A 19665-nucleotide genomic window follows, 5' to 3' on the forward strand; every position below is an offset into this window, starting at 1 on the left:
CTGGGCTCCTGGGCGGAGCGGTACCTGCCGGAGGGCGGGCCCTGCCGGGTGCGGTAGCGGGCCCGGACGCGGCGTGACCCACCCGGACCGTCCCCGGGTGCCCCTGCCGTGGCCGGGGTGTTCACGGTGCCGCCGGTGCGCTCGGCCGTTCCTGGTGCCGTCGTTCCTGGTGCCGCCGGTGCGACGCCGCCGGTCCGGTGGCGCGCGCGGGTGCGTCCGCGGCTTCCGCTCCGGGGCCGGCGGAGTTGTCCACAGGGTCTGACGCGTTTTCCCGCCCGGCTGTACGGTCGGCACGAGTTGATGTTCGTGTGCGGGGGAGGCGGTCGTGATGACCGATGTCGGTACGGCGGGGGCGGAACGGCGGACGGTGCCGACGGAGCGTACGGTGCTGGTCGGGCAGGCCGGTCCGGTGCGTCAGGAGCGCGTCGGAGGACAGCCCGGAGGGGGTGCGTCCATGGCGGAGACCGGGGGGCTGCCCCCGTCCGAGGACGGTCCGGCGGCCGAGGTGTTCGGAGCCCGGGGGTTCGCCGTTCCGGGATTCGCCGCCTGGCCGGTGAAGGGCTCGCCCAAGGAGGAGGGGAAGGCCCTGCGCGGGCGGGTTCCGCGCGCGGCGCACGCCGAGTTCCTGGTGGACGCCGACCGGCCGGACGCCGTGACCGCGGTCGAGGAGTCCAACCGGGGCCGGATCCGCGAACTCACCCCGATACGGGTCGGCAGGATGGCGGCCACGCCCTTCGCGTTCCTGCGCGGCAGCGCGGGCCTCATGGCGTACGACCTCGCCCGCACCCCGATGACCGGTGTCGATGCCCAGATCTGCGGTGACGCCCACGCGGCGAACTTCGGTCTGTACGGGGACGCGCGCGGCGGCCTGGTCATCGACCTGAACGACTTCGACGAGACGGTGCACGGCCCCTGGGAGTGGGACCTCAAGCGGCTCGCCACCTCGCTCGTGCTCGCGGGCCGGGAGGCCGGAGCCGACGAGGACACCTGCCGCGCGGCCGCGCGCGACTGTGTGGGCGCCTACCGCCGCACCATGCGCCTGCTGGCCAAACTGCCGGTGCTGGACGCGTGGAACGCCATCGCCGACGAGGAACTCGTCTCGCACGCCGACGCCCGCGACCTGCTCGGCACCCTGGAGCGGGTCTCCCGGAAGGCGCGGGCCAACACCAGCGGGCGGTTCGCCGCCAGGTCGACCGAGACCGTGGAGGGCGGCGGCCGCCGCTTCGTCGACGCGGCCCCCGTGCTGCGCCGCGTTCCCGACCGGGAGGCGGCCGCGGTCGCGGCGTCCCTGGACCACTATCTGACGACACTCTCCGAGGACCGCCTCCCCCTGCTCGCCCGCTACGCGGTGCACGACGTCGCCTTCCGCGTCGTCGGCACCGGCAGTGTCGGCACCCGCTCGTACGTCGTGCTGCTCCTGGACCACCGTGGCGAGGCCCTGGTCCTCCAGGTCAAGGAGGCCCGCGCCTCGGCGCTCCTCCCGCACCTGGCGACCATCGGCCGTCCGGTGCCCGAGGTGGTTCACGAGGGCCGCCGTGTCGTCCTCGGCCAGAAGCGCATGCAGGTCGTCAGCGACATCCTTCTCGGCTGGACCTCGGTCGACGGGCTCCCCTACCAGGTGCGCCAGTTCCGCAACCGCAAGGGCAGCGTCGACCCCGCCGCGCTGGCCGCCGGCCACATCGACGACTACGGCCGCATGACCGGCGCTCTGCTGGCACGCGCCCACAGCCACAGTGCCGACCCCCGCCTGATAGCCGGGTACTGCGGCAAGAGCGAGGAGCTGGACGAGGCCGTCGCCTCCTTCGCCGTCGTCTACGCGGACCGCACGGAGGCGGACCACGCGGCCCTGACGGCGGCGGTCCGAAGCGGACGGATCGCTTCCGAACCGGGGGTGTGACCCTTGTTCCCGGCCCCGGCCCATCCTTTCCGCGGCCTTGTCCCCGTTCCGTCGGCGGTGTCGATCGGGGAGGGCGGGATGATCGGGGTGGTTGGGGGCATTGGGGTCGTTGTGGCCGGTCAGGTGGCCGTGGGGGCGGGGAAGGCGGTGAGCCGCGGGGGAGTGTGGCCTACGCTGGACGGGTGACAACCCCGGAAGCCGATCAGAGTCAGTCCGAGCCCGCCTTCGAGGGGGGCCGGGAGCACTCCGGTGCCCCGGAGGGCGAGACGCCCCACGCCTCCTCCGGCGACGACGGCCGCCTCGCCGGCCCGGAAGGCGCGGAGGGCGCCGACGGGGCGGACGCGTCTTCCGACGCCCGGACGGAGGGGTGGGACGAGGGGCGGACCGACGGACAGGGCGAGGCACGGGCCGATGAAGGCCGGAGCCCGGCTCCCGGTGACGAGGACCGGCCCGAGGCGCGCCTCGAACGGGCCGTGCGAGCGGCCGAGCAGGCGTTGATCGAGTTCGAGATCGCCGTGGAGACGTTCCGCGTCGAGGTCGACAACTTCTCTCGGCTGCACCACCAGAAGCTCGGTCCGATGTACTCCCGTCTCGACGAGCTGGAGGCCCAGATCGCCGAGGCGCGCGCCGCGCGCACGGGCGACCCGGAGGACGTGTTCAAGGCGCACGAGGCGCGGGCGCGGGTCATGCCCATGCCCGGTGTCGAGGAGCTGTTCCACGGCTGGATGGACTCGGACGGCCTGTTTCCCGAGGCCGTGGCCATGCTCACGGACCAGCCCGTGCAGCCCCCGCAGCGCGTGCGTCCCAGCGAGGAGGCCCGCAAGCTCTTCCGCGAGCTGGTGCGCAAGGCCCACCCGGATCTCGCGCAGGACGACAACGAGCGCAAGCGGCGTGACGAGTTCATCGCCCGGGTGAACATCGCTTACACCAGGGGCGACGAGAGGCTGCTGCGGGAGCTGGCCGAGGAGTGGGCCGCCGGTCCCGTGCCCGAGGAGTGGAAGCCGAGCCGCAGCGAGGAGCTCTACGCCCGTCTCGAGTGGCTCTCCCAGCGCAAGGAGATGCTCGCCCTCGTCGCCCGCGAGCTGGAGGAGAGCGCCATCGGCGCCATGCTCAAGCTGGCGCCGGAGGACCCGGACCGCCTCCTGGAGGAGATCGCCGAACAGCTGCTGACGCAGGTCGGCCAGCGCGAGCACGAGCTGGCGGAGCTGATCTCCCAGGCTCCCTGACCTTCGCATCGGGCGCGGTCGGGTAGCGTCGGGGGCATGAGTTTCGGAGCTGGTGTGCCCACGGTCGGGGTCGGCGATCTCGCGGTCGACGACTTCCTGCTGGACGTCCGGGAGAACGACGAGTGGGAGGCGGGTCACGCCCAGGGGGCGCTGCACATCCCCATGAGCGACTTCGTCGCCCGGTTCGGCGAGCTGACCGAGGCGGCCCCGCAGGACGGCCGGGTCAACGTGATCTGCCGCTCCGGCGGCCGTTCGGCCCAGGTCACCATGTACCTGGTCCAGCAGGGCATCGACGCCGCGAACGTCGAGGGCGGCATGCAGATCTGGGAGGCCGCCGGGCGCCCGGTCGTGAACGCCGAGGGCGAGCCCGGCTTCGTCCTGTAGTCGGAGGCGCTCGCCCCGGGGAACATCTGTGGTGCGGGCCGCTCGCCCCGGGGAACGTCCGGGGTCCGGGCCCGTTCACCCCAGGGCGTGTGCCGCCAGCAGGTCGCCCAGGGCCTCTTCGTGTGCCGCCGCCGGTCCGAGCGACAGTTCCAGGTGCTTGGCCCAGGCGTGGTACCGGTGCAGCGCGTACTCGGTGTCGGCGCCGAATCCTCCGTGCAGATGCTGGGCGGTCTGCACGACCCGGCGTACCCCTTCGGACGCCCAGATCTTGGCGACGGCGACATCGCCGGGGGCCGGGAGCGCGCCCCCGGCTCCCGTGCCGATCCGCCACGCGGCCTGCCAGAGCGTCGCCTCCATCGCGCGCAGGTCGATGTAGCGGTCGGCGGCCTGAACGGCGACCGCCTGGAACGTGGCGACCGGGAACCCGAACTGTTCCCGCTTGCTCGTGTAGGCGCTCGTCATCCGGAGCACTTCCTCCCCGAGCCCGAGCGCCAGCGCGCAGGTGCCGGTGGTCAGCAGGTCGCGCAGCCACTCCCACGCCCCCGGCGCGTCGATGACATGGGGGGCGGTGATCCGGGCGGACTCCAGCCGCAGTTCGCCGAGCCGTTCGCCGGTCGTGGAGATCTGCTCGGCGAGTGCGGTCCCTTCGTGGCCGCGGGGGACCAGGGCGAGGACGGACCGGCCGGTGTCCGTGTGCGCGGGCACGACGACGAGGTCGGCGTCGCAGGCCCAGGGAACCGCCGTCTGGACGCCGTCCAGTACCCATCCCGCGCCGTCCCGCCGTGCGGTCACGGCGAGTTCGGCCGGATCGTGGCCGGTCCTTCCGCTGGCGGCGACGGTCAGCACGAGTTCGCCCCGGCCGGCCCGTGCGGGCAGCTCCGCCCTCGACTCCTCGCCGCCGTAGCGTTGTACGGCCGCCGTCGCCGCGCTGTTCTCCAGCAGCGGCACCCGTGCCAGCACCCTCGCCGACTCCCGCAGCACGAGGCACAGCGCGACCGCGTCGAGGCCCGCCCCGCCGGACTCCTCGTCGAGCAGCAGGCCCAGCAGGTCCGCTCGGGCGAGCCTCGCCCACAGGGGCCGGTCGAAGTCCTCGGCGACGGCGCCCTGGCTGAGCGCGGGGCTGGGCACACCGTCGGGGGAGACCCCGGCGAACACCGCCTTCGCCGCCTCGACCGCCGCCTGCTGCTCCTCGGTGAAGGTGAAGTCCACGATCCCGTCCTCCCGCGCACGCACCGGACCAACGACCAGACAGGAAGCCTGATCTGACGGAGCGTCAAGATAGAACAGGTTCTACGAGAAGGGAACGGCAGACGACCGGCCACCCCGGGGACGGCCATTCCAGGGGAGGCCACCCCGAGAGGACGGCCACCCCGAGGGGACGATCGTCCGGAGAGTGCCGGCCGGGCCCGGCGATCGGGGGGCGCCCGTCGGGCCCGGTCGGCGAGGCGTGTCCGCCGGTCTCAGCGGTCGAAGTCCAGCTCGACCTTCTCCGTGGCGGGATGCGACTGGCAGGCCAGTACGTACCCGGCTTCCGTCTCCTCCGGTTCCAGGGCGAAGTTGCGGTCCATCCGCACCTCGCCCGAGACGAGGAACGCCCGGCAGGTGCCGCACACGCCGCCCTTGCAGGCGTAGGGCGCGTCCGGACGGTTGCGCAGCACCGCGTCCAGCAAGGACTCGCCGTCCTGGACGGGCCAGGTGCCGCCGCGTCCGTCGAGCCGCGCGGTCACCGTGCTGTGCGCGGGAGCCGGTATGGCGGAGGGAGCGACAGGCGTGGCGTCCACGTGGAAGATCTCCTCGTGGATGCGGCTCCGGGACACCCCGAGCCCGCGCAGGGCCCGCTCGGCACCCTCCACGAGCCCCAGCGGCCCGCACAGGAACCATCCCGCCACCCGCTCCACGGGCAGCAGCGCCGGAAGCAGCCCGGTCAGCCGCTCCTGGTCGAGCCGCCCCGACGGCAGCCCGGCCTGCTGCTCCTCCCGGGAGAGGACCGTCACCAGCTGGAACCGCTGCGGATAGCGGTCCTTGAGGTCGGCGACCTCCTCCAGGAACATCGTCGAGGCCGACGTGCGGTCGCTGCGTATCAGACAGAAGCTCGCGTCCGGCTCCCGCGCCAGCAGGGTCGAGACGATCGACAGCACCGGGGTGATCCCGCTGCCGCCCACCACCGCCGCGTACAGACCGGCCGAGGGCTCCAGCGTGAAGCGCCCCGCCGGGACCATCACCTCCACCTTGTCGCCCACGGCGATCTCCTTGAGCGCGTACGTCGAGAACGCGCCTCCGTCGACCAGGCGCACTCCGACCCGCAGGGTGCGCGGGGCCTCGCCGTCGGGGGCGGGGGCCGGTGAGCAGATGGAGTACGTACGGCGGATCTCCGTGCCGTCGACCGTGCGGCGCAGTGCCAGATGCTGGCCGGCGGCATGCCGGTAGTCCTCGCGCAGTTCCGCGGGCACCGCGAAGGTCAGGGCCACGGAGTCGTCGGTGATCCGGTCGACCGCGGCCACCGTGAGCGGGTGGAAGCGGGCCATCACAACTCCTTGAAGTGGTCGAACGGTTCGCGGCAGGACAGACAGCGGCGCAGCGCCTTGCACGCGGTGGAGGAGAAGCGGCTGAGCAGCTCGGTGTCGGCCGATCCGCAGGAGGGGCAGCGGACGGGCTCCGGCTCCGGTCCGTCCGCGGCCGTCCGGGTCGGTCCCAGGTCGAGGGCCACCGGGCCGGAGGGGCGGCCGCCACGTGGCGGTGCTATCCCGAACTCCCGCAGTTTGCGGCGGCCTTCGTCCGAGATGTCGTCGGTGGACCAGGCGGGACTGAGCACCGTGCGCACGGACACCTCGCGTATGCCGTGCTCGTGGAGCACCCGCTCGATGTCCGTGGACATGGCCTCGACAGCCGGGCAGCCGGTGTAGGTCGGGGTCAGCTCGACCTCGACGCTGTCCGCGTCCCGGACATGGACGGCGCGCAGTACGCCGAGGTCGTCCAGGGTGAGCACGGGCAGCTCGGGGTCGGGAACGGAACCGGCCAGTCTGCGCAGCTCCTCCTCCAGGGCGGTGGTCGTCACCATGACGCCCCCGGGTGGCTGCGGTGCAGGTGCTGCATCTCGGCGAGCATCCGTCCGAAGGACTCGGTGTGCAGGCCCTGGCGTCCGGCGCCGGCCGTCCACGCCCCGGTCTGCGGCCCTTCGGGGACGGTCAGCGTGGCACGGCGCAGGGTGTCCCCCACGGACTCCAGCCAGGCGGCCCGCATCCCGTCCCAGTCGACACCGACGCCGTCGAGCGGCTGGAACATCTCGCCCGTGAAGCGCCACAGGGCCTGGCACGCCCGGCTCATCCGCTCGTGGCTCTCGTCCGTGCCGTCGCCGAGGCGCAGGGTCCAGTGCTCGGCGTGGTCCTGGTGGTAGGCGACCTCCTTGACGGCCTTCGCGGCGAGGGGGGCGAACTCGCCGTCCCCGGAGGCCAGCTGCGTGTAGAGCAGCCGCTGGTAGGTCGAGAAGTAGAGCTGGCGGGCGATGGTGTGGGCGAAGTCGCCGTTCGGCTGCTCGACGAGCTGGAGGTTGCGGAAGGCGCGCTCCTCGCGGAGGTACGCCAGCTCGTCCTCGTCACCGGCCATGGACAGCAGGACCCGGGCCTGGCCGAGCAGGTCCAGCGCGATGTTGGCCAGGGCGACTTCCTCTTCGAGGACGGGCGCGTGGCCCGCCCACTCCCCCAGCCGGTGCGAGAGCACCAGGGCGTCGTCGCCGAGGGCCAGGGCGGCCGCGGTGTTCACGGTGAGCGTCACAGGTGCTTCACCCCTTCCGGGATCTCGTAGAACGTCGGGTGGCGGTAGGGCTTGTCCGCGGACGGCTCGAAGAACGGGTCCTTCTCGTCGGGCGAGGACGCGGTGATCGCCGCCGAGGGGACGACCCAGATCGAGACGCCCTCGCCGCGGCGGGTGTACAGGTCGCGTGCGTTGCGCAGCGCCAGCTCGGCGTCCGGCGCGTGCAGGCTGCCGGCGTGGGTGTGCGACAGCCCGCGGCGCGAGCGCACGAAGACCTCCCACAGCGGCCAGTCGGTGTTCGTCATGCTCGGGTCGCTCCTGTCTCACCGGTCGTGCTCGTGGAGCCGACGGCCCGGTTCGTGTGCTTGTCCGCGTACGCGGCGGCCGCTTCCCGCACCCACGCGCCCTCCTCGTGGGCGCGCCGGCGCTGGGTGATCCGCTGGTCGTTGCACGGGCCGTTGCCCTTGAGGACGTCCCAGAACTCCGTCCAGTCGATGGCGCCGAAGTCGTGGTGGCCGCGCTCCTCGTTCCAGACGAGGTCGGGGTCGGGCAGGGTCAGGCCGAGCGACTCGGCCTGGGGGACGGCGATGTCGACGAAGCGCTGGCGCAGCTCGTCGTTCGAGTGGCGCTTGATCTTCCACGCCATCGACTGGGCGGAGTGCGAGGACTCGTCGTCGGGCGGGCCGAACATCATCAGGGAGGGCCACCACCAGCGGTCGACCGCGTCCTGGGCCATCGCGTGCTGCTCGGGGGTGCCCTGGCTCAGGGCCAGCAGCAGTTCGTACCCCTGGCGCTGGTGGAAGGACTCCTCCTTGCACACGCGGATCATGGCGCGCGCGTACGGGCCGTACGAGCAGCGGCACAGGGGGACCTGGTTGGTGATCGCGGCGCCGTCCACGAGCCAGCCGATGGCGCCGACGTCCGCCCACGTCAGCGTCGGGTAGTTGAAGATCGAGGAGTACTTCTGGCGGCCGGAGTGCAGCTTGTCCAGCAGTTCGTCACGGCTGACGCCGAGCGTCTCGGCCGCGCTGTACAGGTACAGCCCGTGTCCCGCCTCGTCCTGGACCTTCGCCATCAGGATCGCCTTGCGGCGCAGCGAGGGCGCGCGCGTGATCCAGTTGGCCTCCGGCTGCATGCCGATGATCTCGGAGTGGGCGTGCTGCGCGATCTGGCGGACCAGGGTCGAGCGGTAGGCGTCGGGCATCCAGTCACGGGGCTCGATGCGTTCGTCGGCCGCCACCGCGGCGTCGAAGACGACCTCGTATGCCGCCGTGCGTGCCGCCTCGTCGGCGGCTTCGTCCGCCTGTGTGCGGGCCGTGTGGTGCGCTGATGCTGTCGCCATGCGGTCCCCCTCGACCTCTCGCTCCCGACCGACCGATCGTTCGGTCCATTCGCAACAATGGTCGGCCGGGCGCCGTGCGGTGTCAACCGCTGTGGATGACCTCGTGCGCGTCGGCGTGTCCGCGGGGACGCGCGGGGCTGTGCCGGACGGCGAGCTCTGAGTACGGTTCGCTTGCGAACGCCGTGGCGCGGTGCGCCGTGGCGGTACGGTGCCCGCAGTCCGGCGGACGGCAGTCGGATCCGGGACCAGGGATCGGGGCGGGATGGACGCGAGGGACGAGGGCTCGACGCGGGAGCCGGGTTCGGTCGCGCCCGAAGAGGACGCGCCCGGTGCCACCGGCGCCGCGCCGTTCCCCGGCCCGCGGCCGGCCGGCGAGGCGGCGGACGGCGCCCGGACCGATGTCCCGCGGACCGGGACGGGGCCTTCCCCGGAGTCCGGGAGCGACGGCCTGGAGGACACCTCGTCCGAGGCGGCGCCCGGTCCGGGGCCCGGGGCGACCGGGCCCGGCACGGGTGCGGCCGAGGAGGGTGCGCCCGCGGAGTCCGGGCGGCCGCGGTCCGGGGCGGACGTTCCCGTGGACCGCGGGACGGCCGGGTCCGGGACCCTCGCTCCCACGGACACCGGGGGGCCGTACACCGAGGGGCCGTACACCGGGGGTGGCGATCCCGTCGGCCCCGAGGACGCCGCGTCCGGGGCCCTGCCTCCGCCGGGGCCCGAGGCGGGCGGCCCGCTCGTCGTCACCCTCTCCGGCTTCGACGGGGACGGGCCCGACGCGTCCGCGTCCGCGCCGGCGTCCCCGGAGCGGCCCGGGGAGCCCGGCCGCCCGGAGGCCGGGGCCCCCGTGGGCCTCGCGGCCCTCCCCCTTCCCCATCAGATCGCCGCGGCCCTCGCCCTGGCCCTCGTGGCCGTCGTCTCCTGCGTGCACCTCGGCATGGTGTTCCTGCACGTCGCGCCCTCGAACACGGTGACGAAGCAGCACGGCCGCGCGATCGACGACTGGATCTACCCCGAGTTCGAGCAGAACTGGAAGCTCTTCGCCCCCAACCCGTTGCAGCAGGACATCGCGGTCCAGGTCCGTGCCCTGGTCCGCGCGGAGGACGGCACCAGCCGCGAGACCGGCTGGTACGACCTGTCCGCGCTCGACGGGCTGGCCATAGACGGAAATCCGCTGCCCAGCCACACCCAGCAGAACGAACTGCGCCGCGCCTGGGACCTCTACGTCGGCACGCACGACGGCGAGAACCGCCCGCTGGGCCTGCGCGGCGACCTCTCGGAGCGCTACCTGCGCCGCATCGGCGTGCTGCGGCTGTACCGCGAGCACGCGGGCGGCGAGGGCGCCGTCGTCGAACGCGTCCAGTTCCGCTCCCTCACCACCGACGTGCCGCCGCCCCGGTGGAGCGGCGAGAAGGTGTCCGACCGGCCCGTCGTCCGTGAGCTGCCCTGGTGGGCGGTTCCCGGCGGCGACCGCACGGACGGGCTGACGGAGGCGGGCGCCCGATGAACCGATTCGCTCCGACGATCGCGCGCGGCATCGGCCGGGTCACCGAGTCCGCCCTCGGCCCGTACCAGAGCGCCGTGATCCGTATCGGCTTCGCCGGCACCTGGCTGCTGTTCCTGCTGCGCGAGTACCCCCACCGCCAGGAGATGTACGGGCCCGACGCGCCCTGGAGCTGGGACCTCGCCCGGCAGCTCGTCGCGAACAACCACGCCTTCACGGTCCTGACGTGGTCCGACAGCCAGGTGTGGTTCGAGACCGTCTACGCCCTCGCCGTCGTCTCCAGCGCCCTGCTGCTGGTGGGGTGGCGGACCCGCGCGATGTCGGTGCTCTTCATGATCGGTGTGCTGTCCCTGCAGAACCGCAGTGTCTTCATCGGGGACGGCGGGGACAACGTCCTCCATCTGATGTCGGTCTACCTGGTGTTCATCCGCTGCGGCCGGGTGTGGTCCCTCGACGCGCGGCGGGACCGCCTCGACCGTGAGGCGTACGCGCGCGGGGAGTGGACCGGGCCCGGACGAGGGGGCCCCGCGCTGTGGGCGGGGCTCGGGATCGCGCTGGCGGTGGCGACGGGCGCGGGACGGATCGACGGGGGTGTCCTGGGCGGCTGGCTCACGGTCTTCTGGGGGCTGTGGGCGGTGCAGGCCCTGTGGTGGTCCGTCGGCCGGTTCGCCCGCACCGCGGAGCCGCGCGTCCTGCTGGACGTCGTCGCGAACCTCGTGCACAACGCGGCCCTGATGATCGTCATGGCCGAGGCGTGCCTGATCTACGCGACCGCCGGCTGGTACAAGATCCAGGGCTCGCGCTGGCAGGACGGCACCGCCGTCTACTACCCCCTCCACCTGGACTCCTTCTCCCCGTGGCCGGCCCTGTCCGACCTGATGTCCGCGCACGGCTCGATCGTGATGCTGGTGACGTACGGGACGGTCCTCGTACAGGTCGCCTTCCCCTTCACGCTGTTCAACCGGCGGGTCAAGAACGTCCTGCTGGTGGCGATGATGACCGAGCACGCCGTGATCGCCGTGGTCCTCGGGCTGCCGTTCTTCTCGCTCGCGATGATCGCCGCGGACGCCGTGTTCCTGCCGACGTCCTTCCTGCGGCGCCTGGGCGGACGGGTCGCACGCGCGCGTGACCGGCTGTTTCCCGGTGGCGGTCAGCAGGGGGCTGCGGGGCCCGGAGAACCCGCGTCGGACGTCCCGGAGGAGCCCGAGCGGGCGCACGTAGGCTTCACCGCATGAACGACCCGGTACGTGTCTGGCGCCAGCTCTTCGACGACTCCGTCCTGCTCGACGGCTTCCACGCCCTCAAGCACGCGGTGCGCTTCGGGGCGCGCGTCCCGGTCGCCGTCACGACCGACCGGCGGGCGGTCCTCGAACTGGCCGACGAGCTCGCCCCCGACGTGCGCGCCGCTCTCGACGAGCTCCTGACCGAGATCCCGGAGACGGCGTTCACGGCCCTCGTGCCGCGTCCGCACCCCACCTCGGTGGCGGCTCTCGCCGTACGCCCCTCCCGGGCCGCCAACCTGGAGACACTGGCCCGGGTGCCCCGTACCGCGCCCGTGGTCGTCCTCGACAATCCGCGCAACCTCGGCAACGCCGGAGCGGTGATCCGGCTCGCGGCGGGCTTCGGTGCGACCGGGGTGGTCACCACGGGCACGCTCGACCCCTGGCACCCCACGGTCGTACGGGGCGGGGCCGGCCTGCACTTCGCGACCGCCGTGGAGCGCCTGACGGTGGACGAGCTGCCGGCGGGACCGGTGTTCGCGCTCGACCCCGAGGGCGAGGACATCCGGGGGACGAAGCTGCCCGACGACGCCCTGCTCGCCTTCGGCTCGGAGCGCAGCGGGCTGTCCGCCGAACTGCGCTCCCGGGCCGACCGTCTGGTCTCGCTGCCGATGCGTCCCCAGGTCTCCAGCTACAACCTCGCGACCAGTGTGGCCATGACGCTGTTCCACTGGAGCGCCGCGGGGGACGCACCGGCTTAGAGAGCGCCGGGCTCACGCCTCCCGGCGGACCTCGATCACCCGGAAGCGGTTCGCCACGAACGCCCCGTCGCACAGCGCCGCGTTGGCCGCGCCGTTGCCGCCCGAGCCGTGGAAGTCCGAGAACGCGGCCGTCTGGTTGACGTAGACCCCGCCCGTGAGGTTCAGGGAGAGCTGGGCGCACTCCTCCAGGCAGGCCTCCTGCACCTCGCGCTCGAACGCCTCGTCGGTGGTGTAGGCGCCGACGGTCATCGCGCCCTTGTCCCGGGTGGTGCGCCGCAGCAGTGCCACGGCGTCGGCGGCCGAGTCGACCGCGACGGCGAAGGAGACCGGACCGAAGCACTCGCTCATGTAGGCGGCCTCGTCGTCGCTGCCGCCGTTCTCCCAGTACTTGCGCGCGCCGTCGAGCTTCACGATCAGCGGCGAGCGCACGACGGCACCGGGGAACTCCGGGTTCTCGATCTGCCGTGAGGGCAGGGCCACCTCGCCGAGTCCGGCGGCGGCCTCCAGCCGGGCCTTGACGTCCGGGTTCACGATGGCGCCGAGCAGCGCGTTCGCGCGGGCGTCGTCGCCGAGGAGCCCGCCGACGGACTTCGCGAGATCGGCGGTGACCTCGTCGTAGGACTTGTGGCCCTCGTCCGTGGAGATGCCCTCGCGCGGGATCAGCAGGTTCTGCGGGGTGGTGCACATCTGGCCGCTGTAGAGCGACAGGGAGAACGCCAGGTTGGACAGCATCCCCTTGTAGTCGGCGGTCGACTCCACGATCACCGTGTTGACGCCGGCCTTCTCCGTGTAGACCTGCGCCTGGCGGGCGTTGGCCTCCAGCCAGTCGCCGAAGGCGGTGGAGCCGGTGTAGTCGACGATGCGGATCTCGGGGCGGGTGGCCAGCGTCTTCGCGATGCCCTCGCCGGGACGCTCGGCGGCGAGCGCCACCAGGTTCGGGTCGAAGCCCGCCCCGGCGAGCACCTCGCGCGCGACCTGCACGGTGAGCGCGAGCGGGAGCACCGCGCGCGGGTGGGGCTTGACCAGGACCGCGTTGCCCGTGGCCAGGGAGGCGAACAGGCCCGGGTAGCCGTTCCACGTCGGGAAGGTGTTGCAGCCGATCATCAGCGCGATGCCGCGCGGGACGGGGGTGAACTGCTTGGTGAGCGCGAGCGGGTCGCGCTTGCCCTGGGGCTTGCTCCACTCCGCGGTGTCGGGGGTGCGGACCTGCTCCGCATAGGCGTAGGCCACCGCCTCCAGGCCGCGGTCCTGCGCGTGCGGGCCGCCCGCCTGGAACGCCATCATGAAGGCCTGGCCGCTGGTGTGCATGACCGCGTGCGCGAACTCGTGGGTGCGGTCGCTGATCCGCTTGAGGATCTCCAGACAGACCACGGCGCGGATCTCCGCGCCCGCGTCGCGCCAGGCACGCTGTCCCGCGCGCATGGCGGGCAGCAGGGTGTCGATGTCCGCGTGCGGGTACGTGACGCCCAGCTCGATGCCGTACGGCGACACCTCGCCCCCGACCCAGTCGTCCGTGCCGGGCTGGCCCAGGTCGAGGCGGGTGCCGAGGAGGGCGTCGAAGGCGGCTTTGCCCTCGGCCATGCCCAGGCTGCCGTTCTCGCCGTACGCCTTGGGGTGCTCGGGGTGCGGGGACCAGTACGCGCGGGTACGGATCGCTTCCAGCGCCTGGTCCAGGGTGGGCCGGTGCTGGGCGATCAACTGGTGCGCGGTGGGTTCGGCGGCCATCAAGGACCAACTCCTCGTCTCAAGAGCTCCTCGTCGAGCTCGCGAGCTGGGCAGGAATGGACAGTCAGGGTTAGAGTAACCGAACGATCGGTCGGGACAAGGGGGACCGCCGCATCTGTGGAAAACGGCGTGCGGGAGGATCGCGCACATGACAGCACTCGACCTCAGCAGCCCCGTGGCCGTCGTCGGCACCGGCACCATGGGCCAGGGCATCGCCCAGGTCGCGCTGGTGGCCGGCCACCCGGTACTGCTCCACGACACCGTTCCCGGGCGTGCCGCGGCGGCGGCCGAAGCGATCGGCGCCCGCCTCGACCGGCTCGTCGCGAAGGACCGGCTCACCGCCGCCGACCGGGACGCCGCGCGCGCCCGCCTCCGGCCCGCCGAGAGCCTCGCCGACCTCGGCGACTGCGCGCTCGTCGTCGAAGCGGTGCTCGAACAACTCGACGTCAAGCAGAAGCTGTTCGGTGAGCTGGAGGACGTCGTCGGGGACGACTGCCTGCTGGCCACCAACACCTCCTCGCTGTCCGTCACGGCCATCGGCGGCGCGCTGCGCAACCCGGGCCGTTTCCTCGGGCTGCACTTCTTCAACCCGGCGCCGCTGCTGCCCCTCGTGGAGGTCGTCTCCGGGTTCGCGACCGACGTCACCTCGGCCACGCGTGCGTACGAGACGGCCCGCGCCTGGGGCAAGACGCCCGTCGCCTGCGCGGACACGCCCGGTTTCATCGTCAACCGCATCGCGCGGCCCTTCTACGCCGAGGCCTTCGCGGTCCACGAGTCCCAGGCGGCCGACCCCGCCACCATCGACGCGGTCCTGCGCGAGTCCGGCGGGTTCCGGATGGGCGCCTTCGAACTCACCGACCTGATCGGCCAGGACGTCAACGAGTCCGTCACGCACTCCGTGTGGCGGTCCTTCTTCCAGGACGTGCGCTTCACGCCCTCGCTCGCCCAGCGAAGGCTCGTCGAGTCGGGCCGGCTCGGCCGCAAGACGGGACACGGCTGGTACGACTACGGGGACGGCGCCGAGCCCTCCGAGCCGCACACGGCGGAGAGGGAGCAGCCGCCCGCGTACGTCGTCGCCGAGGGCGACCTGGGCCCCGCCGCCGACGTCCTCGACCTGATCCGCGAGGCGGGCATCCAGGTCCGCGAGGACGAGGAGGACAACGGCACCCGCCTGGTGCTGCCGAGCGGCGGCCAGCTGGTCCTCGCCGACGGCCAGACCTCGGTCGAGTTCCGCGACGTCGTCTACTTCGACCTCGCGCTCGACTACCGCGAGGCCACCCGGATCGCCCTGTCGACGGCCCAGGACACCGCCCCCCAGACCCTCTCCGAGGCCGTCGGCCTCTTCCAGGCGCTGGGCAAGGAGGTCAGTGTGATCGGGGACTGCCCCGGCATGATCGTCGCCCGCACGGTGGCCCGGATCGTCGACCTCGCCCACGACGCGGTCGCCAAGGGCGTGGCCACCGAGGAGGACATCGACACCGCGATGCGCCTCGGCGTCAACTACCCCCTCGGCCCCTTCGAGTGGAGTCGCAGGCTCGGCGCGAGCTGGTCGTACGACGTCCTGGACGAACTGCACGAGCGTGACCCCTCGGGGCGCTACGCCCCCTCGCTGGCGCTCTACCGCCACGCGTACGCCGACGAGAAGCGGGAGGACACCCGGTGACCACCGCCAAACGGGACACGTACACCCCCGAGACGCTGCTCTCCGTCGCCGTCCAGGTCTTCAACGAACGCGGCTACGACGGCACTTCCATGGAGCACCTGTCCAGGGCGGCGGGCATCTCCAAGTCGTCGATCTACCACCACGTCTCGGGCAAGGAGGAGCTGCTGCGGCGCGCGGTGAGCCGGGCGCTGGACGGGCTCTTCGAGATCCTCGACGAGGAGCACGCGCGCGTGGGGCGTGCGGTGGAGCGCCTGGAGTACGTGGTGCGGCGCATGGTCGAGGTACTCACCTCCGAGCTGCCCTACGTGACGCTGCTCCTGCGGGTGCGCGGCAACACGGACACCGAGCGGTGGGCCCTGGAGCGGCGCCGCGACTTCGACCACCGGGTCGCCGACCTCCTGAAGGCCGCGGCCGCGGACGGGGACGTACGCGGTGACGTGGAGGTCAGGCTCGCGACCCGGCTGGTCTTCGGAATGATCAACTCGCTCGTGGAGTGGTACCGCCCCGACGCGCGGGGCATGGGCGCGCGAGAGGTGGCCGACGCCGTGGTGGTGCTGGTCTTCGGAGGGCTCCGGCAGGAGCGCTGAGTCCGGCCCCGGGGCCGACGGCGTCCGGGCCCGGCCGATGTCTCCGGGCCCGGACCAGGGCCCGGACCCGGGCGGTGCGCGTGCCGCCGGACCGTCCCACGCCCTGGGCCGGGCCTTGGGCCGCTCCACGTCCTGGGCCGGCCCGCCTCACGGCCGTGTGCCGTCGGACCGCTTCGAACCCGAGGCCGTGCCGGGCCGCTCCCGTGGGCGGGCGTCGCGGGCCGTGAGCCGGGGCGTCAGCCCTCCGGCTCCAGGTCCTCCTCCTCGAAGACCAGCAGGGTCCTGCTGCTGAGCACCTCCGGGATGGCCTGGAGCCGGGTCAGCACCAGTTCGCGCAGGGCCCGGTTGTCCGGCGTGTGCACCAGCAGGAGCACGTCGAAGTCGCCGCCCACCAGGGCGATGTGCGAGGCCCCGGGGAGCACCCTCAGCCGCTCCCGCACCGTGCGCCAGGAGTTCTGCACGATCTTGAGCGTGATGTACGCCGAGGTGCCCTGTCCCGCGCGCTCGTGGTCGACGCGCGCCCCGAAGCCGCGGATCACGCCGTCCTCGATGAGGCGGTTGATCCGCGCGTAGGCGTTGGCCCGCGACACGTGGACCCGCTCGGCCACGGAACGGATGGAGGCACGGCCGTCCGCCTGCAGCATGTGCAGGATGTCCTGGTCGATCGCGTCGAGCGGACGGGCGGGCGGCAAGGGCGGCGCGGAGGGCGCGGGCGGCACGGGCGGCGTGGCCGGCACGGAGGATCCGGCCTCCGGCGGCTCGGCCATTTGTTCAGGTGCCATGTCCCCCCGCCTCCCTACCATGGACGTACTGCATCCATCTCAGGCCGCGCAGAACCGTTTGTCCACAGCCTGGCGGCGCCTGTAGCCAAAATGTGCCGACGACCGAACAATCGGTAGGTGAGGCGCGTCACACCCGTGACGCGTCCGGAGCCGCTCCCACGAGGAGGTGCCGTCATGACGGTCATGGAGCAGCGAGGGGCCTACCGGCCCACGCCGCCGCCCGCCTGGCAGCCCCGCACCGACCCCGCGCCGCTGCTGCCCGACGCGCTGCCCCATCGCGTCCTCGGCACCGACGCCGCCGCCAAGGTCGATCCCGCCCTGCTGCGCCGCCTGCACGCGGAGCTGGTGCGCGGCCGCCGCTACAACGTCCAGGCCACCGCCCTCACCAAGCAGGGCCGTCTCGCCGTGTACCCGTCCAGCACCGGGCAGGAGGCCTGCGAGGTCGCCGCCGCGCTCGTGCTGGAGGAGCGCGACTGGCTCTTCCCGAGCTACCGCGACACCCTCGCCGCCGTCGCCCGCGGCCTCGACCCGGTCCAGGCCCTCACGCTCCTGCGCGGCGACTGGCACACCGGCTACGACCCGCGCGAGCACCGGATCGCGCCCCTGTGCACCCCGCTCGCCACCCAGCTCCCGCACGCCGTGGGCCTCGCGCACGCCGCCCGCCTCAAGGGCGACGACGTGGTCGCGCTCGCCCTGGTCGGCGACGGCGGCACCAGCGAGGGCGACTTCCACGAGGCGCTGAACTTCGCCGCCGTGTGGCAGGCGCCGGTCGTCTTCCTCGTGCAGAACAACGGCTTCGCCATCTCCGTCCCGCTCGCCAAGCAGACCGCCGCCCCGTCGCTGGCCCACAAGGCCGTCGGCTACGGGATGCCGGGCCGTCTGGTCGACGGCAACGACGCGGTGGCCGTGCACCAGGTCCTGAGCGAGGCCGTCGCCCACGCGCGGGCGGGCGGCGGTCCCACCCTCGTCGAGGCCGTGACGTACCGCATCGACGCCCACACCAACGCCGACGACGCCACCCGCTACCGGGGCGACGCCGAGGTCGAGACCTGGCGCGCCCACGACCCCGTTGCGCTGGTGGAGCGCGAGCTGACCGAGCGCGGTCTGCTCGACGAGGCCGCCCTCCAGGCCGTGCGCGACGACGCCGAGGCGATGGCCGCGGACCTGCGTGAGCGCATGAACCAGGACCCGGTGCTCGACCCCATGGACCTGTTCGCCCACGTGTATGCCCACCCCACTCCTCAACTGCTTGAGCAGGAGAGTCAGTTGAGGGCGGAGCTGGACGCCGAGGCGGACGGCACGCCCGGAGCGGGCCCGCACGGCCCGGAAGGAGCCGGGCGATGACCACGGTTGCCCTCAAGCCGGCCACCATGGCGCAGGCGCTCGGACGCGCCCTGCGCGACGCCATGGCCGCCGATCCGACCGTCCACGTCATGGGCGAGGACGTCGGCACCCTCGGCGGTGTCTTCCGCGTCACCGACGGACTCGCCAAGGAGTTCGGCGACGACCGCTGCACGGACACCCCGCTCGCCGAGGCGGGCATCCTCGGCGCGGCGGTCGGCATGGCCATGTACGGCCTGCGGCCGGTCGTGGAGATGCAGTTCGACGCGTTCGCCTACCCGGCGTTCGAGCAACTGCTCTCGCACGTGGCGAAGATGCGCAACCGCACGCGGGGCGCCATGCCCCTGCCCATCACGATCCGCGTCCCCTACGGCGGCGGCATCGGCGGCGTCGAGCACCACAGCGACTCCTCCGAGGCGTACTACATGGCCACCCCGGGCCTCCACGTCGTCATGCCCGCGACGGTCTCCGACGCCTACGGGCTGCTGCGGGAGGCCATCGCCTCGGACGACCCGGTGGTCTTCCTGGAGCCCAAGAGGCTGTACTGGTCGAAGGATTCCTGGAACCCGGACGAGCCGTCGGCCGTCGAGCCGATAGGCCGCGCGGTGGTGCGGCGCCAGGGCCGGAGCGCCACGCTGATCACGTACGGGCCGTCCGTGCCCGTCTGCCTCGAAGCCGCCGAGGCGGCGCGGGCCGAGGGCTGGGACCTCGAAGTCGTCGACCTGCGCTCTCTCGTGCCGTTCGACGACGAGACGGTCGCGGCATCGGTGCGGCGGACCGGACGAGCGGTCGTCGTGCACGAGTCGACCGGGTTCGGCGGACCGGGCGGGGAGATCGCGGCCCGCGTCACGGAGCGCTGCTTCCACCACCTGGAGGCGCCGGTGCTGCGCGTCGCCGGGTTCGACATCCCGTATCCGCCGCCGATGCTGGAGAGGCACCACCTGCCCGGCGTCGACCGGATCCTGGACGCCGTGGGACGTCTGCAATGGGAGGCGCAGAGCTGATGGCACAGGTGCTGGAGTTCAAGCTCCCCGACCTCGGGGAGGGTCTCACCGAGGCGGAGATCGTCCGCTGGCTGGTGGAGGTCGGTGACGTCGTCGCCGTCGACCAGCTCGTCGTCGAGGTCGAGACGGCCAAGGCGATGGTCGAGGTCCCCTGTCCCTACGGCGGCGTGGTCACCGCCCGCTTCGGCGAGGAGGGCACGGAACTGCCCGTCGGGGCACCGCTGCTGACCGTCGCCGTGGGCACCCCGTCCGCGGACGGGGACGGCGGGAGCGGCCAGGACGACCGGAGCGACGAGGGCTCCGGGAACGTGCTGGTGGGATACGGCACGGGAGCGCCCCCGGCGCGCCGCCGCAGGGTGCGGCCCGCGGGCGGCGTCCCGGGCGGCGGCACCCCGGCCGGCGGGCCGTCCGGCGCGCCGGCCCCGGCGGGCACGGGTGCCCCGCACGCACGGCCCGAGCCGGGCCGTGCCGAACCCGTCGGTGCC

The 19665-nt window shown here is 73.1% G+C and carries 19 protein-coding genes; 11 read left to right on the top strand and 8 right to left on the bottom strand.

All coding sequences use genetic code 11. The features are described from left to right. Positions 1-454 precede the first annotated feature (454 nt). The 3 genes from CW362_RS38550 to CW362_RS38565 all read left to right on the top strand — a co-directional run bounded on the left by CW362_RS38550 (position 455) and on the right by CW362_RS38565 (position 3507). Complete coding sequence (locus CW362_RS38550; RefSeq protein ID WP_103554266.1) at positions 455-1897, top strand: DUF2252 domain-containing protein; 1443 nt, start codon at positions 455-457, stop codon at positions 1895-1897. A 182-nt stretch (positions 1898-2079) separates the two neighbouring features. Beyond that, entirely contained in the window at positions 2080-3123 is a 1044-nt protein-coding gene (locus tag CW362_RS38560; RefSeq protein WP_240658272.1) for a hypothetical protein, read from the top strand. A 36-nt stretch (positions 3124-3159) separates the two neighbouring features. After that, entirely contained in the window at positions 3160-3507 is a 348-nt protein-coding gene (locus CW362_RS38565; protein WP_103554252.1) for a rhodanese-like domain-containing protein, read from the top strand. Between the two features lie 75 nt (positions 3508-3582). Here the strand turns inward: CW362_RS38565 and CW362_RS38570 are convergent, their stop codons facing one another. From CW362_RS38570 to paaA, 6 genes are all read right to left on the bottom strand, one after another. Continuing rightward, complete coding sequence (locus CW362_RS38570) at positions 3583-4716, bottom strand: acyl-CoA dehydrogenase family protein (protein WP_103554253.1); 1134 nt, start codon at positions 4714-4716, stop codon at positions 3583-3585. A 251-nt stretch (positions 4717-4967) separates the two neighbouring features. Further along, positions 4968-6032 carry a 1,2-phenylacetyl-CoA epoxidase subunit PaaE gene (paaE, locus tag CW362_RS38575; RefSeq protein WP_103554254.1) on the bottom strand — a complete coding sequence of 355 codons (1065 nt, stop codon included), beginning with the start codon at positions 6030-6032 and terminating at the stop codon, positions 4968-4970. After that, entirely contained in the window at positions 6032-6565 is a 534-nt protein-coding gene (gene paaD / locus CW362_RS38580) for a 1,2-phenylacetyl-CoA epoxidase subunit PaaD (RefSeq protein WP_103554255.1), read from the bottom strand. Before paaD ends, paaE begins: the two co-directional genes overlap by 1 nt. Beyond that, positions 6559-7278, bottom strand: a complete 720-nt coding sequence (gene paaC, locus CW362_RS38585) for a 1,2-phenylacetyl-CoA epoxidase subunit PaaC (RefSeq protein ID WP_103554256.1) — start codon at positions 7276-7278, stop codon at positions 6559-6561. Before paaC ends, paaD begins: the two co-directional genes overlap by 7 nt. Then, a complete protein-coding gene (gene paaB / locus CW362_RS38590; RefSeq protein WP_103554257.1) occupies positions 7275-7562 on the bottom strand; it encodes a 1,2-phenylacetyl-CoA epoxidase subunit PaaB in 288 nt (95 codons plus the stop codon). Before paaB ends, paaC begins: the two co-directional genes overlap by 4 nt. Beyond that, positions 7559-8599, bottom strand: a complete 1041-nt coding sequence (gene paaA, locus CW362_RS38595; protein ID WP_103554258.1) for a 1,2-phenylacetyl-CoA epoxidase subunit PaaA — start codon at positions 8597-8599, stop codon at positions 7559-7561. The genes paaB and paaA overlap by 4 nt, the downstream gene beginning before the upstream one ends. A gap of 262 nt (positions 8600-8861) precedes the next feature. Here paaA and CW362_RS38600 point away from each other — a divergent pair, with 262 nt between their 5' ends. Genes CW362_RS38600 through CW362_RS38610 form a run of 3 tightly spaced genes read left to right on the top strand, consistent with a single transcriptional unit; the run spans position 8862 to position 12078 of the window. Then, a complete protein-coding gene (locus CW362_RS38600) occupies positions 8862-10100 on the top strand; it encodes a DUF5819 family protein (protein WP_376450307.1) in 1239 nt (412 codons plus the stop codon). Further along, entirely contained in the window at positions 10097-11332 is a 1236-nt protein-coding gene (locus CW362_RS38605; protein WP_103554259.1) for an HTTM domain-containing protein, read from the top strand. Before CW362_RS38600 ends, CW362_RS38605 begins: the two co-directional genes overlap by 4 nt. After that, positions 11329-12078, top strand: a complete 750-nt coding sequence (locus tag CW362_RS38610; protein ID WP_103554260.1) for a TrmH family RNA methyltransferase — start codon at positions 11329-11331, stop codon at positions 12076-12078. The genes CW362_RS38605 and CW362_RS38610 overlap by 4 nt, the downstream gene beginning before the upstream one ends. A gap of 12 nt (positions 12079-12090) precedes the next feature. Here the strand turns inward: CW362_RS38610 and paaN are convergent, their stop codons facing one another. Beyond that, complete coding sequence (paaN, locus tag CW362_RS38615; protein WP_103554261.1) at positions 12091-13803, bottom strand: phenylacetic acid degradation protein PaaN; 1713 nt, start codon at positions 13801-13803, stop codon at positions 12091-12093. Between the two features lie 148 nt (positions 13804-13951). Between paaN and CW362_RS38620 the strand changes: the two genes are divergently transcribed. Beyond that, positions 13952-15466 (top strand): 3-hydroxyacyl-CoA dehydrogenase, encoded by a 1515-nt coding sequence (locus CW362_RS38620; RefSeq protein ID WP_103554262.1) that lies wholly within the window; start codon positions 13952-13954, stop codon positions 15464-15466. Further along, the gene (locus CW362_RS38625) at positions 15463-16053 is read left to right on the top strand and encodes a TetR/AcrR family transcriptional regulator (RefSeq protein WP_103554263.1); all 591 of its coding nucleotides are present in this window, start codon (positions 15463-15465) and stop codon (positions 16051-16053) included. The genes CW362_RS38620 and CW362_RS38625 overlap by 4 nt, the downstream gene beginning before the upstream one ends. Before the next feature lie 236 nt (positions 16054-16289). Here the strand turns inward: CW362_RS38625 and CW362_RS38630 are convergent, their stop codons facing one another. Beyond that, positions 16290-16835 (bottom strand): Lrp/AsnC family transcriptional regulator, encoded by a 546-nt coding sequence (locus CW362_RS38630; RefSeq protein ID WP_240658273.1) that lies wholly within the window; start codon positions 16833-16835, stop codon positions 16290-16292. Positions 16836-17009: 174 nt separating this feature from the next. On the opposite strand from CW362_RS38630, the gene pdhA reads away from it, so the two are divergent. The 3 genes from pdhA to CW362_RS38645 form a co-directional block, all read left to right on the top strand. Further along, a complete protein-coding gene (pdhA, locus tag CW362_RS38635) occupies positions 17010-18179 on the top strand; it encodes a pyruvate dehydrogenase (acetyl-transferring) E1 component subunit alpha (protein ID WP_103554264.1) in 1170 nt (389 codons plus the stop codon). After that, positions 18176-19180, top strand: coding sequence for an alpha-ketoacid dehydrogenase subunit beta (locus CW362_RS38640; protein WP_103554265.1), 1005 nt, complete (start codon positions 18176-18178; stop codon positions 19178-19180). Before pdhA ends, CW362_RS38640 begins: the two co-directional genes overlap by 4 nt. Then, positions 19180-19665: biotin/lipoyl-containing protein (locus CW362_RS38645; RefSeq protein ID WP_338069097.1), on the top strand; the 486-nt coding region annotated here is incomplete at its 3' end. The genes CW362_RS38640 and CW362_RS38645, both read left to right, overlap by 1 nt.

This window comes from Streptomyces populi (assembly GCF_002911015.1).
Lineage (GTDB): Bacteria > Actinomycetota > Actinomycetes > Streptomycetales > Streptomycetaceae > Streptomyces > Streptomyces populi.